The organism is Williamsia phyllosphaerae (assembly GCF_014635305.1).
Classification (GTDB): domain Bacteria; phylum Actinomycetota; class Actinomycetes; order Mycobacteriales; family Mycobacteriaceae; genus Williamsia_A; species Williamsia_A phyllosphaerae.
On the sequence record NZ_BMCS01000002.1, the window covers coordinates 725,925 to 743,187 of the forward strand.

Genomic DNA, 17,263 nt, shown 5'->3' on the forward strand with positions numbered 1-17,263 from the left:
ACAAGGGTGTACTTAAGCCTGAGAACAACCTAGTCGTTCGTCAGCTCGCCCGCCCACGGAGGGTCGGCGCCTGCTCGCGAGACGGTGATCGCGGCGGCCCGCGCGGCGTAGGTGAGCGCCTCGCGCCAGGCGTCGTCGTCCATCGACCGCACCCCCTCCTGGCCGAGGGACCCGTGCCCACCGAGCCAGTGCAGCAGGGCGCCGACGACGGTGTCACCCGCCCCGATCGTGTCGACCGCGGTGACCGTGGGCGCGGTGACCTCGACCGTCCCGGACGCGGTGGTCACCGAGATGCCCTTCCCGCCGCGCGTGACGACGACCGCACCGACCCCCGCCGCGAGCCAGTCGCCGGGATGGGATCCGTTGGGGCCCTTGCCCAGCCACTCGGCGTCGTCATCGGAGACCTTCACGATGTCGATGGACGGCAGCCACGACCGGAACCGCGCCCGGTAGGCGTCCGGCGCGTCGATGGCGACGGTGCGGATGTTCGGGTCGACCATGATCAACCGCCCCTGGGCGTGGTGGGTGTGCATCATCTGCTCATAGACCGACGCGCCGGGTTCGAGCACCAATGACAGCGTTCCGAAGCAGAGTGCGGCCACCGACCGCGGCAGGGCGCCGGGATCGGTCACGAGCCGGTCCGCGGTGCCCTCGACATAAAAGGTGTAGCTCGCGGCGTTGTCCTCCCCGATCGCCGCCAACGCGAGCGAGGTGGGGGCCTCGTCGCGTTGGACCAACGACAGGTTCACCCCGGCCGCGCGCAACGAGGCGACGAGTTCGTCCCCGAAGTGATCGGTCGACACCCGGGAGCAGAACGACACCGCCGAACCCAGCCGGCCGAGCGCGATGGCCGCGTTGAAGGGCCCGCCACCGAGCGCCGGTTGCAGCGGGGGCTGGCCGGGTCCGTCGAACCCGCGGGCGTCGAGCACGAGGTCGACGAGGGACTCGCCGCAGACGACGATCTCTCTCATGAGCTCTGGGGGCCGACCTGGAGGGCGGCGATGGTTCGCAGCCCCCATGTCCCCGACCACTGCTGGCCCGGTTCGAGGACGATGAGGTCGGTGCCGCTGGCCAGGGCGTTGGGCGGGGCGGTCATCGGCTCGACGGCGAGCGCACGACCGCGGCCCGGGAAGGGCTGGTCGTGATCGGGGTCGGCGGTGAAGACCTGCGCCCACCCGAAGTTGCGGTCGGTCCACAGTTCGGTGGAGTCGCCGTCGGGTGCGGTGAGCCGGCTGCGGTGCCGACCGTCTGTCACGACGAGGTCGGTGAAGGGGTTGTCCATCCACACCCCAGCCAGACGACGTTCGGCCCGGAAGTCGAGGTCGGTGCCGGCCACCTCGACCGGATCACCCTGCGGCAGTTGCCGTTCGGGGTCGAGCGGAAGGGTCGAGTCCGCCGCGAGGGTCAGTGTGCAGTCGTCGATCTCGGCGTCACCGGCACGGATGAAGGTGTGCTGACCCAGCGCGAACGGTGCGCGCACGTCGCCGGTGTTGGCGGCGGTGTGGGTGACGGTCAGGCCGCCGTCGGCGTCGAGGGCGTACTCGACCGTCAGGGTGAGGTCGAACGGCCATCCCGGGTGCCGACCGATCGGCACACCGAGCGTCACCGACCGCTCCGTGGCGTCGTGCAGGTTCCACTCCACGGTGCGGACGAACCCGTGGTTGGCGTTGTTGCGTTCTTTCTCGGTGATGTCGAGCTGATGGTCGACACCGTCGAAGGTGAACTGCCCGTCGGCGGTGCGGTTCGGCCAGGGTGCCAGCACCAACCCGGCCGAGAGCGGTGGCTTCTCGCCCTCGGGTACGTCCCAGGTCTCGGTCAGCAGTCGGTCGCCGTGTCGGACCTCGCGCAGCGCCGCACCGCGGGCCACGATCAGCGCGCTGTACTCGCCTGCAGCAATTCTGTACTCACCCACATTGCGAGTCTGGCACACGGGTCGGATGTCGTTCTGCGATAGCTTTGGACGCATGCGCGAGCTACCCGCGGGACGCGACGCGCTGCTGCTGGACTTCTCCGACGAGGACACGCCCTGGCGCAGTGCACTCGATGTCGCGAGCCGCCTGCGCGCCGCCATGACCGGCGGCGAACTGCCCACGGTAACCGACGTGGTGCCCGCCGAGACGACCGTCCTCGTACAGGCGGTCCCGGGCCGCGGACTCGACCACCTCGGACTGCATCGGACGCTGCGCAGGACGTCGACCCCGTCGCCGATCGCGGCCGGTGACCCCGACACCGCCTCCGCATCCGACGAACCGGTCGTCATCGGTGTCCGATACGACGGCCCCGATCTCGATGCGGTCGCCGACCTCGCCGGCCTCGACGTCGACGAGGTGATCGCCACCCACCGCGAGACGATCTGGCGCGTCGCGTTCATGGGTTTCGCCCCGGGCTTCGGATACCTCGTGCCCGACCGACCCGGGCCCGGTCGCCTGGACGCCCTGCGGTCGGTGCCCCGGCGCTCGGAGTCGAGGACCTCGGTGCCCGCGGGCGCGGTGGCCGTCGCCGCCGGCTACAGCGCGGTCTACCCGCGGGCGAGTCCCGGCGGGTGGCATCTGCTGGGCCGCAGCGACATCGCGCTGTGGGACGTCGACGCCCAGCCGCCTGCGGTCCTCACCCCCGGCCGACTCGTGCGATTCGAGGCCACGTGACGCGGCCGTCCGGCGCGCATCCGCAGCACCTCGACGTCCTCGCCACCGGTGCGCTGTCGACCGTGCAGGACCTGGGCCGCCCCGGGTACGCGCACCTCGGGGTCCCCCTGTCGGGCGCGGCCGATCGTGGGGCGCTGCGACTCGCGAACCGTCTGGTCGGCAACCCGGAGGGCGCCGCGGGTGTCGAGGTGACCCTGGGCGGGTTGTCGGTCACCGTCGCCGGGGATCTGCTGATGGTCGTGACCGGCGCACCGTGCGCAGTGCTGGTCGACGGCCGACCCACCGGCCCCGGTGCGGCGTTCGTCGTGCGCGACGGGCAGACGGTGTCGCTGGGCACTCCCACGTCGCAGTTGCGGACCTACCTCGCGGTCCGCGGCGGCATCGACGTCCCGTCGGTGCTCGGGTCGCGCTCGACCGACACCCTGTCGGAGCTGGGCCCCGCCCCGCTTGCCGTCGGCGATCGCGTCGCCGTGGGGTCCGAACGCGACGCGTGGCCGAGCACCACCGAGGCGCCCGGCACCATGACGTCGGTGACCGAGGACGTGGTCGCGCTGCACGCCGAACCCGGGCCGCGGGCGCAGGCGCTCATCGACCCCGGCGTCCTGTACGACGGACTCTGGACGGTCAACCCGTCGAGCAACCGCGTCGGCGTGCGACTCGACCGCATCGACGCCGACGGCGCACTGCCCGAGACCCGTTCCGACGGTGGCACGGTCGCATCCGAGGGGGTGGCGCTGGGTTCGGTGCAGATACCGCCGAGCGGGCAACCGGTCGTCTTTCTCGCCGACCATCCGGTCACCGGCGGCTACCCGGTCGCCGCGGTCCTGACCGCCGACTCCGTCGACCGTGCCGCCCAACTGGTGCCGGGTCAACGGGTCCGGCTGCATCGTTGACACTGCGCCAGTGACACTGCGCCGTTGACAGTGCGGTGAGACGAATATAGCGTTCCGTCTCATGACGGTGCTGGGACCCGACTCGGTCACGTGGCGGTACTTCGGCGGCTGGCGCGGGATGCTGATGGGGCTGTGGTCCGGGTCGATGCAGAACATGCACCCGAAACTCGGTGCCGCGGTGTGGGAACACTCCGACTTCTTCGACGAGCGCTGGCAACGCCTGATGCGTTCGCTCTACCCGATCATCGGCGTCGTGTTCGACCAGACCACCGACACCGGCTCCGAGGTCCGCGACTACCACCGAACCATCAAGGGCGACATGCCCGATGGTGGTCGCTACCACGCCCTCGACCCCGACGTCTTCTACTGGGCGCACGCCACGTTCTGGTACGGCAACATCCGCTGCGCCGAGATCTTCGGTCCGCCGATCACCGAGGCGGACAAACGCGCCCTGTTCGCTGAGTCGCGCACCTGGTACGCGTCCTACGGCGTCAGCATGCGGCCGTGCCCGGACACCTACGAGGACTTCCTCGTCTACTGGGATCACATGTGCCGCAGTGTCCTCGAAGACCACCCCGCGGTGCGAACCGTCCTCGACATCACCGAACTGCCACCGCCGCCGTGGATCTCGTGGATGCCGGTGCCCGTGTGGCGACGACTCGCCGCGCCCGTGGCCCACGGGTTCATGTGGATCACCACCGGGCTCTACGACGAGCCGGTCCGCGCGATGCTCGGCCTGACCTGGACCGAGCGCGACGAACGCCGACTGCGCAGGCTCGGCCGGATCGTCGACCGCGCGTTCCGACTCGTACCGCCGCGGTACCGGCTGCACCCGCGCGCACGGGACGGGTGGGACCGGGTGTCGGGCCGAGTCGGCGCCGGTGAACCGTTCATCGAGACGCCCGTCCGTAACCTCCCACCGCCCGACCAGCAGGATTCACCGGTGCACTACTGCCCGGTCAACGCCGCGCGACGGGCCGATCTGCCCTGGCAGCGGACCTGACACCCACGCGCGACGGATCCGTTCCGCCGTCGCGCCACCGCCGGGCGACTATGCTGAACGGCATACTTCGACTCGAACGGTGGACAGATGGCTCGGCGGACGGACACACGCGCACGGATGCTGCACAGCGCGATCGCACTGATGCAGCGCAACGGCGCGGCGGCGGTGACGGTCGACGCGGTCCTCGCCGACAGCGGCGCACCCCGCGGTTCGGTCTATCACCACTTCTCCGGTGGCCGCGACCAGATCGTGTCCGAGGCGCTGCGCAACGCCGGTGACCTGATGACCGCGATGGTGGTCAACGGCGCCCAGACATCGCCACTGGAGGCCATCGAGACCTTCGTCGGGTTCTGGACCGACATGCTGGTCTCCAGCGACTACGCCCACGGATGCCCTGTGGTCGCCGCCGCGGTCGGCGGAGCCGAGAGCAGCCCGGACCTCCAGTCCACCGTCGAGCAGATCTTCACCGACTGGCACGTCGCCCTCACCGACAGCCTCGTCGCGTGGGGTGTCGATCCGACGCGATCAGAGCCGCTGGCCTCGATGGTCGTCGCCTCCTTCGAGGGCGCGCTGGTCCTCGCCCGCTCCCGCCGTTCGCTGACCCCGTTGACCGACGTGGCCGGAGAGCTCCGGCGCATCGTCGCCGAGGCCCTCCCGGACACCCCCGCCTGAGCCCGTCACACCTTCGCCGGCCACCAGATCCGGTTGCCGATCAGCGCCATCGCGGCGGGCACGAGGATCGACCGGACGATCACCACGTCGAGGATCAGACCGACACCCACGGTGAACCCGAACTGCAGCAGGTTGATCACCGTCGCGCTCATCAACGCGAACATGGTCACCGCGAACACGATCCCGGCCGTGGTGATCACACCGCCGGTCGTGCCGAACCCGCGGATGATGCCGCCGACCATGCCCGTCGCCGAGTGTTCCCGTATCCGTGACGCGAACAGCATGCTGTAGTCGGCGCCGACCGCCACGAGAGCCATGAACGCCAGCGGGATCACCGACCAGTCGAGGTCGATGCCCAGGCCGTGTTGCCAGAACAGGATGGCGAGTCCGACCGTGGCCGCGAACGACAGCAGGACGGCGAGGACCAGCAGCAGCGGCGCGAGCAGGCTGCGCAGGAGAACCGACAGGATCAGGAACACCGCCGTGATGGCGACGATCGCGTACAACGCGAAGTCGCGGTTGACCTGTTTGTTCATGTCCGCCGAGAGCGACGTCAGCCCGGTCGACGAGACGTTCGCACCCTCGAGGACCGTGCCCGCGGTGGCGGTTTTCGCGGTCGTGGCGATGTCACCGACGCTGCGCATCGCGGCGTCGCTGTACGGGTTGATGCTGCGGATCACCAGCATCCGCGCGGTCTTGCCGGTCGGCGACAACAACAGTTTCGTACCGGCGACGAACCGCGGATCGCCCAGCGCCTGGGCGGGGAGATAGAACCCCGATCCCGGACCCGACGTCGTCGCGTCCGCCATGGTGGTCAGGTACCCACTCGCGGTGCCGAGGCCGGCGGTGAGCTGCCCCGTCAGCGACACCGTCTTGTCGGTGCCGTCCTTGACCTGGCGCAGACCGGTCGCCAGTTGCGACATCCCCGTCGACAACTGCGCCATCCCCGAGGTCAGCCGACCGAGATCGGCGCGGAGTTGTTCGGGCGTCCTGCCCCCGAGACCGTCGAGGAGGCCGCGCATCTGGGCCAGTCCGGTCCGGATGTCGGGCAGCAACGCCCGCGCGGTCGCCACCACGTCACCGGGGACGCCGGCCAGGCCGACGACCTGGCGCAGTGATCGCGAGGCGGCACCGGCCGTGGCGCGGTCGAGGACACCAAACGCAGCACGTGCGGTCATGCAGGCCGGATCGGCCAGGCATCTCGCGTCGGGCGCTGCGGTGAGCATCGGGCCGAACACGTCGTCGAGTCGGCCGGCCACCGCGAGCGTCCGACCGTTGCTCGTCGAGACCGCGTCCACCAGTGACCCGAGAACCCGAGCGAGGGAGGACAACTCGCCGATTCCCTGCGGGAGGGTGAGCCGACCGTTCGACGCGGTGGTCACGATGCGTGTGGCGGTGTCGACCGCGTCGAGCACACCGTCGGCGAGCCCCACGACCTGATCGGTCCCGTCCACCAATCGCGGGAGTTGCGCCGCGGCGTCGTCGGCCCCGTCGCGCAACGCCGTGACCCCCGATGCGAGCTGCTGCAACTGCGGTGACGCCGCGACGAGTTGCCGGTGGGCGTCGTCGAGGCGATTGCCCACCTGTCCCACCTGGAATCCAGTGGACGCCTCGGGGATCGGCTTCCCGTCCGGACGCGTGATCGACCGGACGTAGGCGATGTCGGGCAGCTTCGACACCGACATCGCCATCATCTCCAGCGCGGCGAGGTCGTTGGTGTTGCGCATGTCGTGATCAGCCCGAACGATCAGGTACTCCGGCAGGATCTCGTTGACGCCATAGTGTTTGAGCACCGCGTCGTAACCACGGGTGGAGTCGTTGGCGTAGAGCTGCACCGACTCCTCGTTGAAGCTCACCCGGAACGTCGGGATCACCAGCGCGAGCAGGATCAACACCACCATCGACACCGCGGTCAGCGGACCTGCGTGCCGGATGATCGTCACCCCGCGACGACGCCACCGACGCTCGGTCGACACCTTCGGCTGCAGGCGCCCGGCCCGTCCCGCGACCGACATCAGCGCGGGGGTCAGAGTCGCCGAGATGACCATCACGACCAGGACCCCGATGGCGGTGGGCGGACCGGCGGTCTTGAACATGCCCACCTTGGTGAAGGCCATCGCGCCTGCGGCGGCGGCGATGGTCAGGGCGGAGGCGAGCAGGATCGGCGACACCTTCGCACTGGCGATGGCGACCGCGGTGTCCGGATCGGCTCCCGCCCGTCGCGCATCGTGATATCCGGCGATCTGGAAGATGGCGTAATCGGTTCCGGCCCCGAGGATCAGCGCCGTCATGATGGCGATGGTGAAGTTCGAGATCGAGAGCACCTCGTGGGCGCCGAGCGCGGAGATGATCGGCCGGACCACCCCCAACCCGATGCCGATCGTCAGCAGCGGGATGAGCGCGCTGATGATCGACCGGTAGGCGATGAGCAGCATCAGGGTGATGAGCACGACCGACACCACGGTGATGATCAGCAACGACACGTCGATCGAGGAGAACAGATCGGCCAGCGTCGGTGAGGCGCCGGTGTAGTACACCGACAGCCCGTCCGGTTTCGGGATCGAGTCGATGGCCGAACGGATCTCGACGGTGCTGTGATGGGCGCGGGTGCTGCCCACGTCCCCCTGCGCGGCCACCATCACGGTGACCGCCTTGCCGTCCGGGCTCCGCGCGGCGTCCCGGGTGGCCGGGTTGCCGTACATGTCGAGGACGTAGGCGACGTTGTCGCGGTCGGCCGTCAGTCGCGACACCAGCTGGGCGTAGTACCGACCGTCGGCGTCGTCGATGCCACGGTCCGCGGCGAGGACCACGTTGCCCACCGCGGTCGAGGCGGGCGACCCGAAGTCGGTGGACATGTCGCGCAGGGCGTTGACCGAGGGCATGTCGTCGGGGAGGAACGCGGCCGACCGCTCCGACACCGTCTTCTCGATCTGAGGGACGGCGAGGTTGAGCCCGACGATCACCGCGAACCAGAACCCGATGATCCACCAGCGGTGCCGGACGCAGAACGCGCCCACCGACTCGAAGAACCTGCTGCGGCCATGTGCCATGTGGTGCCCAACCCCTCGTCCAGCGCGACGACCGCACTATGGTGTTACGCATAGTAACGTATACAAGGCAGTGCGCAACCCCGCGAGATCAGCCGGCTGCACAGCTCGCATCCGGCGGCCCGAAGGGCAGCCTGACCTTGCTGGTGCATACGGATCTCGAGTCGTATCGTCGCTCGTGCCAGGCGATCTCATGCCCGCAGATCGCACATGACGTTCTCTCTCATGGAGGTCCTCGCATGACCACTCTCGAAATGCCGCATGTCTCCGACTGTTCGGTGAGCGCCTGCTCGTACAACCACGACGGCTGCCACGCCTTCGCGATCAACGTCAGTGGCGACAACGGCACCGCTGACTGCGCCACCTTCATCCCGCTGTCGATCAAGGGCGGACTCGATGTGGTCTCCCCGCAGGTCGGCGCCTGCCAGCGAGCAGACTGCTCGCACAACGACAACCTTGAGTGCACCGCGGCATCGGTTCAGATCGGCGCCGCGAACGCGGGTGACACCGCCAACTGCCTCACCTACGCGACGGCTTGAGCTCTCTCGCGTGACGTCGGGGTGGCCGGTCTCGTCCGGCCCACTCCGACCGTGAGCAACCCGGAGACCGCAGCTGCGACGACACCGATCGCGGCCAGCACGGGGTGCCCGGTGTAGACCGACCACACCACCGGCGCCACCGCAGCGACCACCGCGACCAGCAGAGCCGTCCGAGGTCGCACCCCGACGTCACGTCGGGAGTCCGGGACGGCGAACAGCAGCGCCCCCACCATGAACAGCGAACCGATGACGTCGCTGGGTCGGTGGGCTCCGACCTCCATGAGGCCTTGTCCCACCACGGTCACCCACATGGCGCCGACGACGGCGATCACCGGCGCGACCTGCCGTGGCGCGGCGCGGACGGCTGCGGCGACGCATCCGAACGCCGCGGCGGTGTGGCCGCTGGGGAACGTGTTGAAAGCCGCTCGCACGATGTCGATCAGTTCCGGGCGCGGCAGGATCACCGTTCGCAGCGCCCGGGCGATGACGACGCCGGCCGCCGGGAGCACCAGCAGGGCGACGATGCTCCACCGTCGACGCGCAGCGAGTCCGAGAACGATCACGGCCACCGCGGTCACCAACCACAGACGAGGATCGGTGACCTGCTCGAATCCGAGGTGGTGCAACAGGTCCCGCCAGGTGTCGGCGCCGTACATCTCGAGGTAGATGCGCTGATCGACCGTCTGCCCGCGCGTGGTCCACACCGTCAGCAGATAGACCACGGCCATGGCGGCCAGCAGCACCGCGCTGCCCGACAGCCGCAGGGTCATCTCCTTCACCGGGCCAGCGTACCTGCGCGATCGACCGGCCGAGCCCGGGTGTGAACGCGCACGTCAGCGGGTGATTCGGTAGCGCACGAACGCCGGGATGGCCAGTGCGGCCACCACCGTGAACACGATCACCCCGATGCCGCCGCCCGCCGTGGTCACCGCGACGCCGGCGGTCGCGGCCACGCCACCGTGTGCGACGTCGGCGATGCGCGGTCCGCCCGCGACCACGACGGTGAACACGCCCTGCAGACGGCCACGGACGTCGTCGTTGGCCGCCGACTGCAACATCGACTGCCGGAACGCGGCCGAGGCCATGTCGGCCGCGCCGCCGATCATCAACAGCGCCACCGCGATCGGGAGCATCGGCAGTGCCGACCCGCCCGCGAACGCGACCACGATCCCCAGGCCGGTGATGGACGCACCCCAGATGAGGATGCAGACGATCACCGCCAGCCCCTGGCGCTCCACCCGCGACACCCAGCCGGAGAACACTCCGCCGACGACCGCGCCGGCCCCGATCGCCGCGAACAGCAGCGCGAAGGCGATGCCGCCGCCGTCGGGGCCGCCGAAGCTCTCGTGTGCCATCTCGGGGAACAATGCGCGGGGCATGCCGAAGATCATCGCGATCAGGTCGACGACGAACGAGGCCATCAGCACCTTGTGACCGCGCAGGTATACGAAACCGTCGATGACCGAACGGAATCCGGCCACCCGCGGCGCATCTGCGCTACGTTCGGGCTTGAGTGACGGCAGACGGATGACCGCCCACAGCGTGGCGAACAGGAAGATCGTGTCGACGAGATAGAGGGTCGAGTAGCCCAGCGGCTTGATCAGTGCACCACCGAGAACCGGGCCGGCGATCGCACCCGCCTGCATCACCGTCATGTTCAGGGAGTTGGCCGCCGGGAGATCCTTGATCTCGACGATTTTGGGCAGGATGGCCGATTTCGTCGGTTGGTTCACCGCGAAGAAGGCCTGCTGCACCGCGAACAACGTCAGGATCACCCACACGTTGTCCACGCCGCTCGCGGCCTGCAGCCAGAACAGCGCGCTACAGCCGATCAACCCGAGCGTCGTCGCGATGAGGAGGATGCGACGGTCGATGATGTCGGCCAGCGCGCCGCCCCAGAGCCCGAAGACGACCAGCGGCACCAGACCGAACAGCCCGGCGAGACCGACGTACGCCGAACTGCCGGTGATGAAGTAGATCTGCGCGGGGACCACGACGACGGTGAGCTGTGCACCGATGACCGTGATGATGTTGGCCGACCACAGCCTCCGGAAATGGGGACTGCGCAGGGGCGTGGTGTCGGCGAGGAGTCCCGCCATCAGGGTTGCAGCCTGGTCACATCCCAGCGGCCGTCGACCAGTGCCGCGCGCACCCGGTCGTGCAGCCGGTTCGCGCCGCCCTGCCAGAACTCGACCACCGTCGGGGCGACCAGGTAGCCGCCCCAGTTCTCGGGTACGTCGATGGGGGTGTCACCGTCGACGCCGCCGACCCGACGCGCCACGTCGGCGGCCTGCTCCTCGAGCGCGGCCCGCGACGCGATCGGGTGGGATTGGTGCGAGGCGATCGCACCCAGTTGCGACCCCCGAGGACGGGTTGTCCAGTACGCCCGGGTCTCCTCCCGGGAGACCTGCGTGACCGGGCCCCGGAAGTGCACCTGACGTTCCATCGCGATCCAGGGAAACGTCGCCGAGGCGACCGGATTCGTCGCGATGGCGCGACCTTTGTCCGAGTCATGGTTGGTGTAGAACACGATTCCCCGAGGGTCGACGCCCTTGCAGAGCACGGTGCGCGTGGCGGGCACCCCCTCGGCGTCGACGGTCGCGACGACCATCGCATTCGGCTCGGGGATCTGCGCCGACACCCCCTCGGCCAACCACCGCTCGAACAGATCGAGCCAGACCGGTTCGCCGGACAACGAATCGGGCGTCAGCCCGCCCGTACCGGATCCCCCGTAGCTGACACGCATCCCGGACACGTCCACTCCGTCAGCACTCACCGGCCAGACGCTACTCCCGCTGCCGGACACCGCGTACTCGCCGGTAACCCGGCCGACGCCGCCCACTAGAGTCCCCAGGAGAACAGTCACGGCAGCGGTGCCGACGAAGGAGTCGAGAAGTGACACAGGCAACGGGAACAGAGCAGCCGGACATTCCGGAGGGATTCGTCGAGGGACTCGAGGGCGTCACCGCGTTCACCACCCAGATCGCCGAGCCCGACAAGGCCGGCGGCAACCTCCGCTACCGCGGTGTCGACATCGAGGACCTGGTGGAGAACCAGGTCACCTTCGCCGATGTGTGGGCGCTGCTGGTCGACGGTCGCTTCGGTGACGGTCTGCCGCCCGCCGAGCCGTTCCCGCTGCCCATCCACACCGGTGACGTCCGGGTCGACGTGCAGGCCGGTCTGGCGATGTTGGCCCCGATCTGGGGCTATCAGCCGCTCCTCGACATCGACGACGCCACCGCACGCGACAATCTGGCCCGCGCCTCGGTGATGGCGCTGTCCTACGTCGCGCAGTCGGCTCGCGGGATCCATCAGCCCGCCGTCCCGCAGGCCAAGATAGACCAGTGCGACACCGTGACCGCGCGCTTCATGACGCGGTGGAAGGGTGAGCCCGATCCGGCCCACACCCGCGCGATCGACGCCTACTGGGTCAGTGCGGCCGAGCACGGCATGAACGCCTCGACGTTCACCGCCCGCGTGATCGCGTCGACCGGCGCCGATGTGGCCGCGTCGCTGTCCGGGGCCATCGGCGCGATGTCGGGACCGCTGCACGGCGGTGCCCCGGCCCGGGTGCTACCGATGATCGACGAGGTCGAACGCACCGACGACGCCCGCGGCCTGGTCAAGGGCATCCTCGACCGCAAAGAGAAGCTGATGGGCTTCGGTCACCGCGTCTACCGCGCCGAGGACCCCCGCGCCCGGGTCCTGCGGCGCACGGCCAAGGAGCTCAACGCCCCGCGCTACGAGGTCGCCGCCGCGCTGGAACAGGCCGCGCTGACGGAACTGCGCGAACGTCGCCCCGACCGCGCCATCGAGACCAACGTCGAGTTCTGGGCCGCGGTCATCCTCGACTTCGCCGAGGTCCCGCCGCACATGATGCCCGCGATGTTCACCTGCGGCCGCACCGCGGGCTGGTGCGCGCACATCATGGAACAGAAGCGTCTGGGCAAGCTGGTCCGCCCCGCCGCGATCTACCTCGGCCCCGGCCCGCGGCGTCCCGAGGACGTCGACGGGTGGAGCGAGATCGCCTGACGGCCGTCTCACCGCCGAGCCGGCTCCTCGACCAGGAACGCCCGCCCCTCGCCGGCCACACGGGTGAGCACGACCGTCGCCGAGTTCGGTCCGTCGAGTCGCAGCTTCGCGATGAGGGCGTCCGGCACGATCGGGAGGCCGCGACACTTCACCGTCAACGTCCCGATCCCGCGGTCGTGCAACGCGATTCGCAGTTTCGGCGTTCGGAACGGCAGCTCGCCGAGCACGGCGTGGGTACGGGCGAACGGTGTGTCCATCGGGTCGTCGGTGCTGATCCAGTGCATGTGCGGGTCGGGTAGCCACCCACCCAGGCTCGTCGCCAGTCGTGCGGTGAGGCCCGCTCGGATGATCACCTCGTCCGGCTCGAGCAGATGGCGGCCGACCTCGCCGGTGGGGACGTCGGCGTCGTCGTCACCGACGATCGACTCGCCGCCGGGCAGCAGGGTGGCGCGTCGGGACGTCCGACCGTCCGTGAGCCCCCGACCCCACAGGGTGACGCCGCCGACATCGCCCGCATCGCTGATCCACTCGGCCTCGACCCCCTCGGGCAGGTCTGCGTGCGACACCCCCGCGAACACCGTCGCCACCGCCCGACCCGAGAGCATCGAGCCGATGAGCTCCCACGACGGTGACAGTGCATCGAGTCCGGCGACCCGCCCGCGCACGGTCCGACGATCCGGATCGCAGAAGACGACCTCGTCGTCTGACGCCGTGACGTCGCGCGCGTCGCCGACCTCGACGGACCCGGAGAGCCCCAGGGCGTCGAGGTTGGCGCGGGCGATCTCCACGAGCACCGGGTCGGTGTCGATGCCGCGGACCTCCAGTCCGTCGCGAGCGAGCGCGAGGAGATCGCCGCCCAGACCGCACCCGATGTCGACGACGCGTCGGACCCCGAGGCCGTGCATGCGGTGCGCGCGGTGGTCGGCGACCCGGGCCCCGGTGGCCTGTCGTAGTGCGTCGTGGGTGAAGTACATCCGGCCCGCGTCGGTCCCGAACCGGTCGAACGCCAGGCCGCGCATATGGTTCTGTGTGACCGCCGCGGCCACGAGGTCGCCGTCGTGGGACTCCCGGAGTCGGGCGCCGAGTGCGTGGTCGGATTCGACGCCGGCACATCGGTGCACCTCGGCCAGCAGCGCCTGACCCGACGGGGTCAGCAGGGTACGAAAGGTGTCTACGTCCACCCGGGCCATGGTGTCATCCGACCGGGTTCGGTCATCGCCACCGATCCGGGTGGGTCAGCCGGGGATGTCACGGCGACGAAATCCCCACCAGCCGAACGCGACCAGCGCGGCCGCTCCCCCGAGCGTCAGTACCGGCGTCCACACACCCACGGCATCTGGTGCGGTGGCGACGACGTGGGCGTGCGGCGCGATGTCGCGGACCCACATCGGTAGCCCGAGCAGGTCGCCGAACTGGGCGAGCACGGCGTCGCCGACGACTGCCACCCATCCCAGCGGCACCCATCGCGACCCCCACCCGTACGCGGCGACCGCCACGGCGGCCACGGCGATCGACCCCGGGATCTGCACGGCACCAGCGGCGAGCACGTCGCCCGCGGTGGGCGAGGTGGAGACGCCCGAACTGATCCCGTGTCCCACCACGATCGCGAGCGTGGCGCCCACCACGACGAGTACCGACGTCCCGAAGACGGCCGCCGCCATCGACGCGAACCAGCGCGTCCGTGATGTCGCGGTGGCGAGCACCTGCTCGGTGCGGCCCGCGGCCTCGTCGCCCCGGGTGCGGACGACCACGGCCACCGCCGCCAGACCGGCGATCACCCCGACGAACCCGAGCACCGCGGTCATCACCGACCGCGCGAGCCCACCGCCCCCGCCGAGGTCTCGGACGACGTCGGCGACGCCACCGCCGTCGGGCACGAGATCGCCGACCGACGAGAGCAGGAAACCGAGCAACAGGCAATAGACCACGACGGCCGACACCCACGGCACGATGGCCGGGCCCGACACCCGCGCCATGAGCGCGCCGACCGAGCCCAGGCGCGTCGAGCCCGCGGGCCCTTCGCGCCGGGACCGGATGCCCTCACCGAGGTCCCGCCGCACCGCGATCATGGCCGCACCGACGACGCTGGCCGCGAAGAGCGCGACGCACAACACCACGGGCACCGGATCCCGTCGACCGAACGGGTCGATCAGTTCGCCCCAGCCCAGCGGCGAGACCCACCGCAGCCACCCGGCGCCGTCGACGACGTCGGCGACGCCACGCAGGAGGTATCCGCCGACGAGCACCGACACCGCCGTCGCCGTCGCGGTCCGCGCCGTGGCCGCGAGCTGATTGACCATCGCCGCGACACCGATCACCGCGAGCGAGACGACGCAGTACTGGACACCCACGGCCACCGCCGCCACACCGGGGGCGCCGATGGCTGCGGTGGCGATCGCCATGACGCAGCCGGTGGCGACTCCTGCCGTCGACGCGATCGCCACGGCGACGAGCAACGGTGTCGCCGCGCCGACGGCTCCGGAGCGGACGATCTCGAGCAGGCCCGACTCCTCCTGCGCGCGGGTGTTGCGCGTGATGAGCAGGGAGGCGAGGACACCTGCGACGAGCAGCAGGAACAGCCCGACCCGCCATGTGGTGATCGACGCGATGGTCGTGTCGGAGCCCAACGGCCCCAACAACAATCGGAACGCGACGTTGGACGCGGCACCGGACCGCAGCTCGGCTCGGTCCCCGGGAGACGCGTACAGCGACGCCATCGACGCACCGGTGACAACGACCAGCACCGGCAACGCGAGCATTCCGAGCGGTGTGGTGAACCGCTCGCGGCGGACGGCGAGTCGGGTCAGCAGCCCTGCGCCTGCGGCCAGATCGGTACCGGTCATCACTTCGTGGTCGCGTGGTCGTGGCCGCCGTAGTAGCGCCGGAACATCTCCTCGAGAGACGGCGGAGACACCTCGAGCGACCGGACGTCGAGCCCGCCGAGGGCAGCGACGAGCCGCGACAACGCGGGCGGCTCGACGGTCAACGACACCGTCGTCGTGCCCCCGTCCGCCGGGTGCGGGACGATCTCCACGTCGTCGACGCCGTCCAGCTCGGCCAGACCGTCGGGCGACCCCGCCACCTCGGCGGTGACCCGCGTACGCGTCAGATGGCGCATCCGCGCCAACGACCCGGCCGCGACCGTGCGGCCCGATCGGACGATGGTGACCGTGTCGCAGAGCTTCTCGACCTCACCGAGGATGTGACTCGACAGGAGCACCGACGAGCCTGCGGCAGTGGCCTCGCGCACGCAGTCGGTGAAGACGTCCTCCATCAGCGGGTCGAGACCGGACGTCGGCTCGTCGAGGATGAGCAGCTCGGCGTGCGCGGCGAAGGCGGCGACCAGCGCGACCTTCTGGCGATTGCCCTTCGAGTACTCGGACATGCGACGCGTCGGATCCAGCTCGAAACGCTCGATCATCTGCGCACGGGCCTGTGCGGTGTACACCGCTCCTCGCAGCCCCAACAGCGCGTCGATGCACTCGCCGCCGGTCAGCTGCGGCCACAGATCGACGTCGCCGGGGACGTAGGCGATGCGCCGGTGCACCTCGACGGCGTCTCGTACCGGATCGGCACCGAGGACGCGGACGGTGCCCGCGTCGCGGCGGTAGGTGCCCAGCAGGACCCGGATGGTGGTCGATTTCCCGGCCCCGTTGGGTCCCAGGAACCCGGCGACCGTGCCCTGCTCGACCGTCAGGTCGAGCCCGTCCAGGGCGGTGATCCTCCCGAAGCTCTTGCGAAGGCCCTGCACCTCGATCACGGCGGTCATCGCTGATGTCCTCGGTACGTGAGGACGGCGTCGAGCATCGACGAGTCGGTCAGGACGCCGTGGGTGGCGTACTCGGCTGCGGGCACCATCGTCCGTTCGGCGTAGGACCGCATGATCGCGCCGCTGTCGGCGTGGTCGGCGGGTGGGTTCATCACCAGGTCGACCAGCATCGCCCCGAGTGATTGCGCCACCAGGTATCTGGCCCGGGCGGCCTCGTCGACCGACGGTCGGAGAACACCGTTGGCGACACCCACCGACATCGACTCCTCGGTGTCGGCGACCAGGCGCTCGATGAACGCCCGCGCCAGATCCCCGCCGTGTTGGATGCTGCGCAGCAGGTACATCAGCGAGGGTCCGGACTGTTCGAGCCCCGCCAGTTGCTCGCCGAACGCGGGCGGGGGACCCGACGAGCCGTCCTCACGCGCGGCCAGGACCGCGGTGGTGCGCTGCTTCGTCAGCTCGAACACGTGGGCATCGCACGCCACCCGCAGCGCGTCCTTCGTACCGAAATGGTGGATCACGAGCGCCGCGCTCACATCCGCCTCGTCCGCGATGGTGCGGACAGTCGCGGTGAACCCGTCTCGCCCGAACACCGCAATCGCCGCGTCGCGGACCCGCGCACGGGTCGTCAGGTCGTCCACTGCTGCTCCTCGGATCGGCTGA

16 protein-coding genes are annotated in these 17,263 nt (G+C 70.0%); 6 read left to right on the top strand and 10 right to left on the bottom strand.

From position 1 onward, the window contains the following. Window positions 1-29: 29 nt before the first annotated feature. Window positions 30-971: a carbohydrate kinase family protein gene (locus tag IEV93_RS17260; RefSeq protein WP_188491175.1), complete on the bottom strand. Its 942-nt coding sequence runs from the start codon at window positions 969-971 to the stop codon at window positions 30-32. Then, a complete protein-coding gene (locus tag IEV93_RS17265; protein ID WP_229705268.1) occupies window positions 968-1,912 on the bottom strand; it encodes an aldose 1-epimerase family protein in 945 nt (314 codons plus the stop codon). The genes IEV93_RS17260 and IEV93_RS17265 overlap by 4 nt, the downstream gene beginning before the upstream one ends. A 52-nt stretch (window positions 1,913-1,964) precedes the next feature. On the opposite strand from IEV93_RS17265, the gene IEV93_RS17270 reads away from it, so the two are divergent. The 4 genes from IEV93_RS17270 to IEV93_RS17285 all read left to right on the top strand — a co-directional run bounded on the left by IEV93_RS17270 (window position 1,965) and on the right by IEV93_RS17285 (window position 5,213). Then, complete coding sequence (locus tag IEV93_RS17270) at window positions 1,965-2,645, top strand: 5-oxoprolinase subunit B family protein (RefSeq protein ID WP_188491177.1); 681 nt, start codon at window positions 1,965-1,967, stop codon at window positions 2,643-2,645. Beyond that, window positions 2,642-3,538: a 5-oxoprolinase subunit C family protein gene (locus IEV93_RS17275; RefSeq protein ID WP_188491178.1), complete on the top strand. Its 897-nt coding sequence runs from the start codon at window positions 2,642-2,644 to the stop codon at window positions 3,536-3,538. The genes IEV93_RS17270 and IEV93_RS17275 overlap by 4 nt, the downstream gene beginning before the upstream one ends. Window positions 3,539-3,599: 61 nt before the next feature. Next, complete coding sequence (locus IEV93_RS17280; RefSeq protein WP_188491179.1) at window positions 3,600-4,541, top strand: oxygenase MpaB family protein; 942 nt, start codon at window positions 3,600-3,602, stop codon at window positions 4,539-4,541. 87 nt (window positions 4,542-4,628) lie between these two features. After that, the gene (locus IEV93_RS17285) at window positions 4,629-5,213 is read left to right on the top strand and encodes a TetR/AcrR family transcriptional regulator (protein WP_188491180.1); all 585 of its coding nucleotides are present in this window, start codon (window positions 4,629-4,631) and stop codon (window positions 5,211-5,213) included. A 5-nt stretch (window positions 5,214-5,218) separates the two neighbouring features. Here IEV93_RS17285 and IEV93_RS17290 read toward each other — a convergent pair whose 3' ends face one another. Then, window positions 5,219-8,263, bottom strand: coding sequence for an MMPL family transporter (locus IEV93_RS17290; RefSeq protein ID WP_188491181.1), 3,045 nt, complete (start codon window positions 8,261-8,263; stop codon window positions 5,219-5,221). Window positions 8,264-8,499: 236 nt separating this feature from the next. Between IEV93_RS17290 and IEV93_RS17295 the strand changes: the two genes are divergently transcribed. After that, the gene (locus tag IEV93_RS17295; protein WP_188491182.1) at window positions 8,500-8,799 is read left to right on the top strand and encodes a DUF1540 domain-containing protein; all 300 of its coding nucleotides are present in this window, start codon (window positions 8,500-8,502) and stop codon (window positions 8,797-8,799) included. On the opposite strand, the gene IEV93_RS17300 is transcribed toward IEV93_RS17295, so the two are convergent. From IEV93_RS17300 to pdxH, 3 genes are all read right to left on the bottom strand, one after another. Next, window positions 8,784-9,569 carry a phosphatase PAP2 family protein gene (locus IEV93_RS17300; protein ID WP_229705323.1) on the bottom strand — a complete coding sequence of 262 codons (786 nt, stop codon included), beginning with the start codon at window positions 9,567-9,569 and terminating at the stop codon, window positions 8,784-8,786. The two genes, IEV93_RS17295 and IEV93_RS17300, sit on opposite strands and share 16 nt — an antisense overlap. A gap of 63 nt (window positions 9,570-9,632) precedes the next feature. Beyond that, window positions 9,633-10,898, bottom strand: coding sequence for an MFS transporter (locus IEV93_RS17305; RefSeq protein ID WP_188491184.1), 1,266 nt, complete (start codon window positions 10,896-10,898; stop codon window positions 9,633-9,635). After that, a complete protein-coding gene (gene pdxH / locus IEV93_RS17310; protein WP_188491731.1) occupies window positions 10,898-11,545 on the bottom strand; it encodes a pyridoxamine 5'-phosphate oxidase in 648 nt (215 codons plus the stop codon). Before pdxH ends, IEV93_RS17305 begins: the two co-directional genes overlap by 1 nt. A gap of 149 nt (window positions 11,546-11,694) precedes the next feature. Here pdxH and IEV93_RS17315 point away from each other — a divergent pair, with 149 nt between their 5' ends. After that, window positions 11,695-12,831, top strand: a complete 1,137-nt coding sequence (locus tag IEV93_RS17315; protein WP_229705269.1) for a citrate synthase 2 — start codon at window positions 11,695-11,697, stop codon at window positions 12,829-12,831. 8 nt (window positions 12,832-12,839) lie between these two features. On the opposite strand, the gene IEV93_RS17320 is transcribed toward IEV93_RS17315, so the two are convergent. From IEV93_RS17320 to IEV93_RS17335, 4 genes are read right to left on the bottom strand one after another with little or no spacing between them, the layout of a single operon-like run. Continuing rightward, a complete protein-coding gene (locus IEV93_RS17320; RefSeq protein WP_188491185.1) occupies window positions 12,840-14,012 on the bottom strand; it encodes a class I SAM-dependent methyltransferase in 1,173 nt (390 codons plus the stop codon). A 54-nt stretch (window positions 14,013-14,066) separates the two neighbouring features. Further along, the gene (locus IEV93_RS17325; RefSeq protein WP_188491186.1) at window positions 14,067-15,674 is read right to left on the bottom strand and encodes an ABC transporter permease; all 1,608 of its coding nucleotides are present in this window, start codon (window positions 15,672-15,674) and stop codon (window positions 14,067-14,069) included. Further along, window positions 15,674-16,600 (bottom strand): ABC transporter ATP-binding protein, encoded by a 927-nt coding sequence (locus IEV93_RS17330; RefSeq protein ID WP_188491187.1) that lies wholly within the window; start codon window positions 16,598-16,600, stop codon window positions 15,674-15,676. The genes IEV93_RS17325 and IEV93_RS17330 overlap by 1 nt, the downstream gene beginning before the upstream one ends. Beyond that, window positions 16,597-17,241 (bottom strand): TetR/AcrR family transcriptional regulator, encoded by a 645-nt coding sequence (locus IEV93_RS17335; protein ID WP_229705270.1) that lies wholly within the window; start codon window positions 17,239-17,241, stop codon window positions 16,597-16,599. Before IEV93_RS17335 ends, IEV93_RS17330 begins: the two co-directional genes overlap by 4 nt. Window positions 17,242-17,263: the final 22 nt, after the last annotated feature.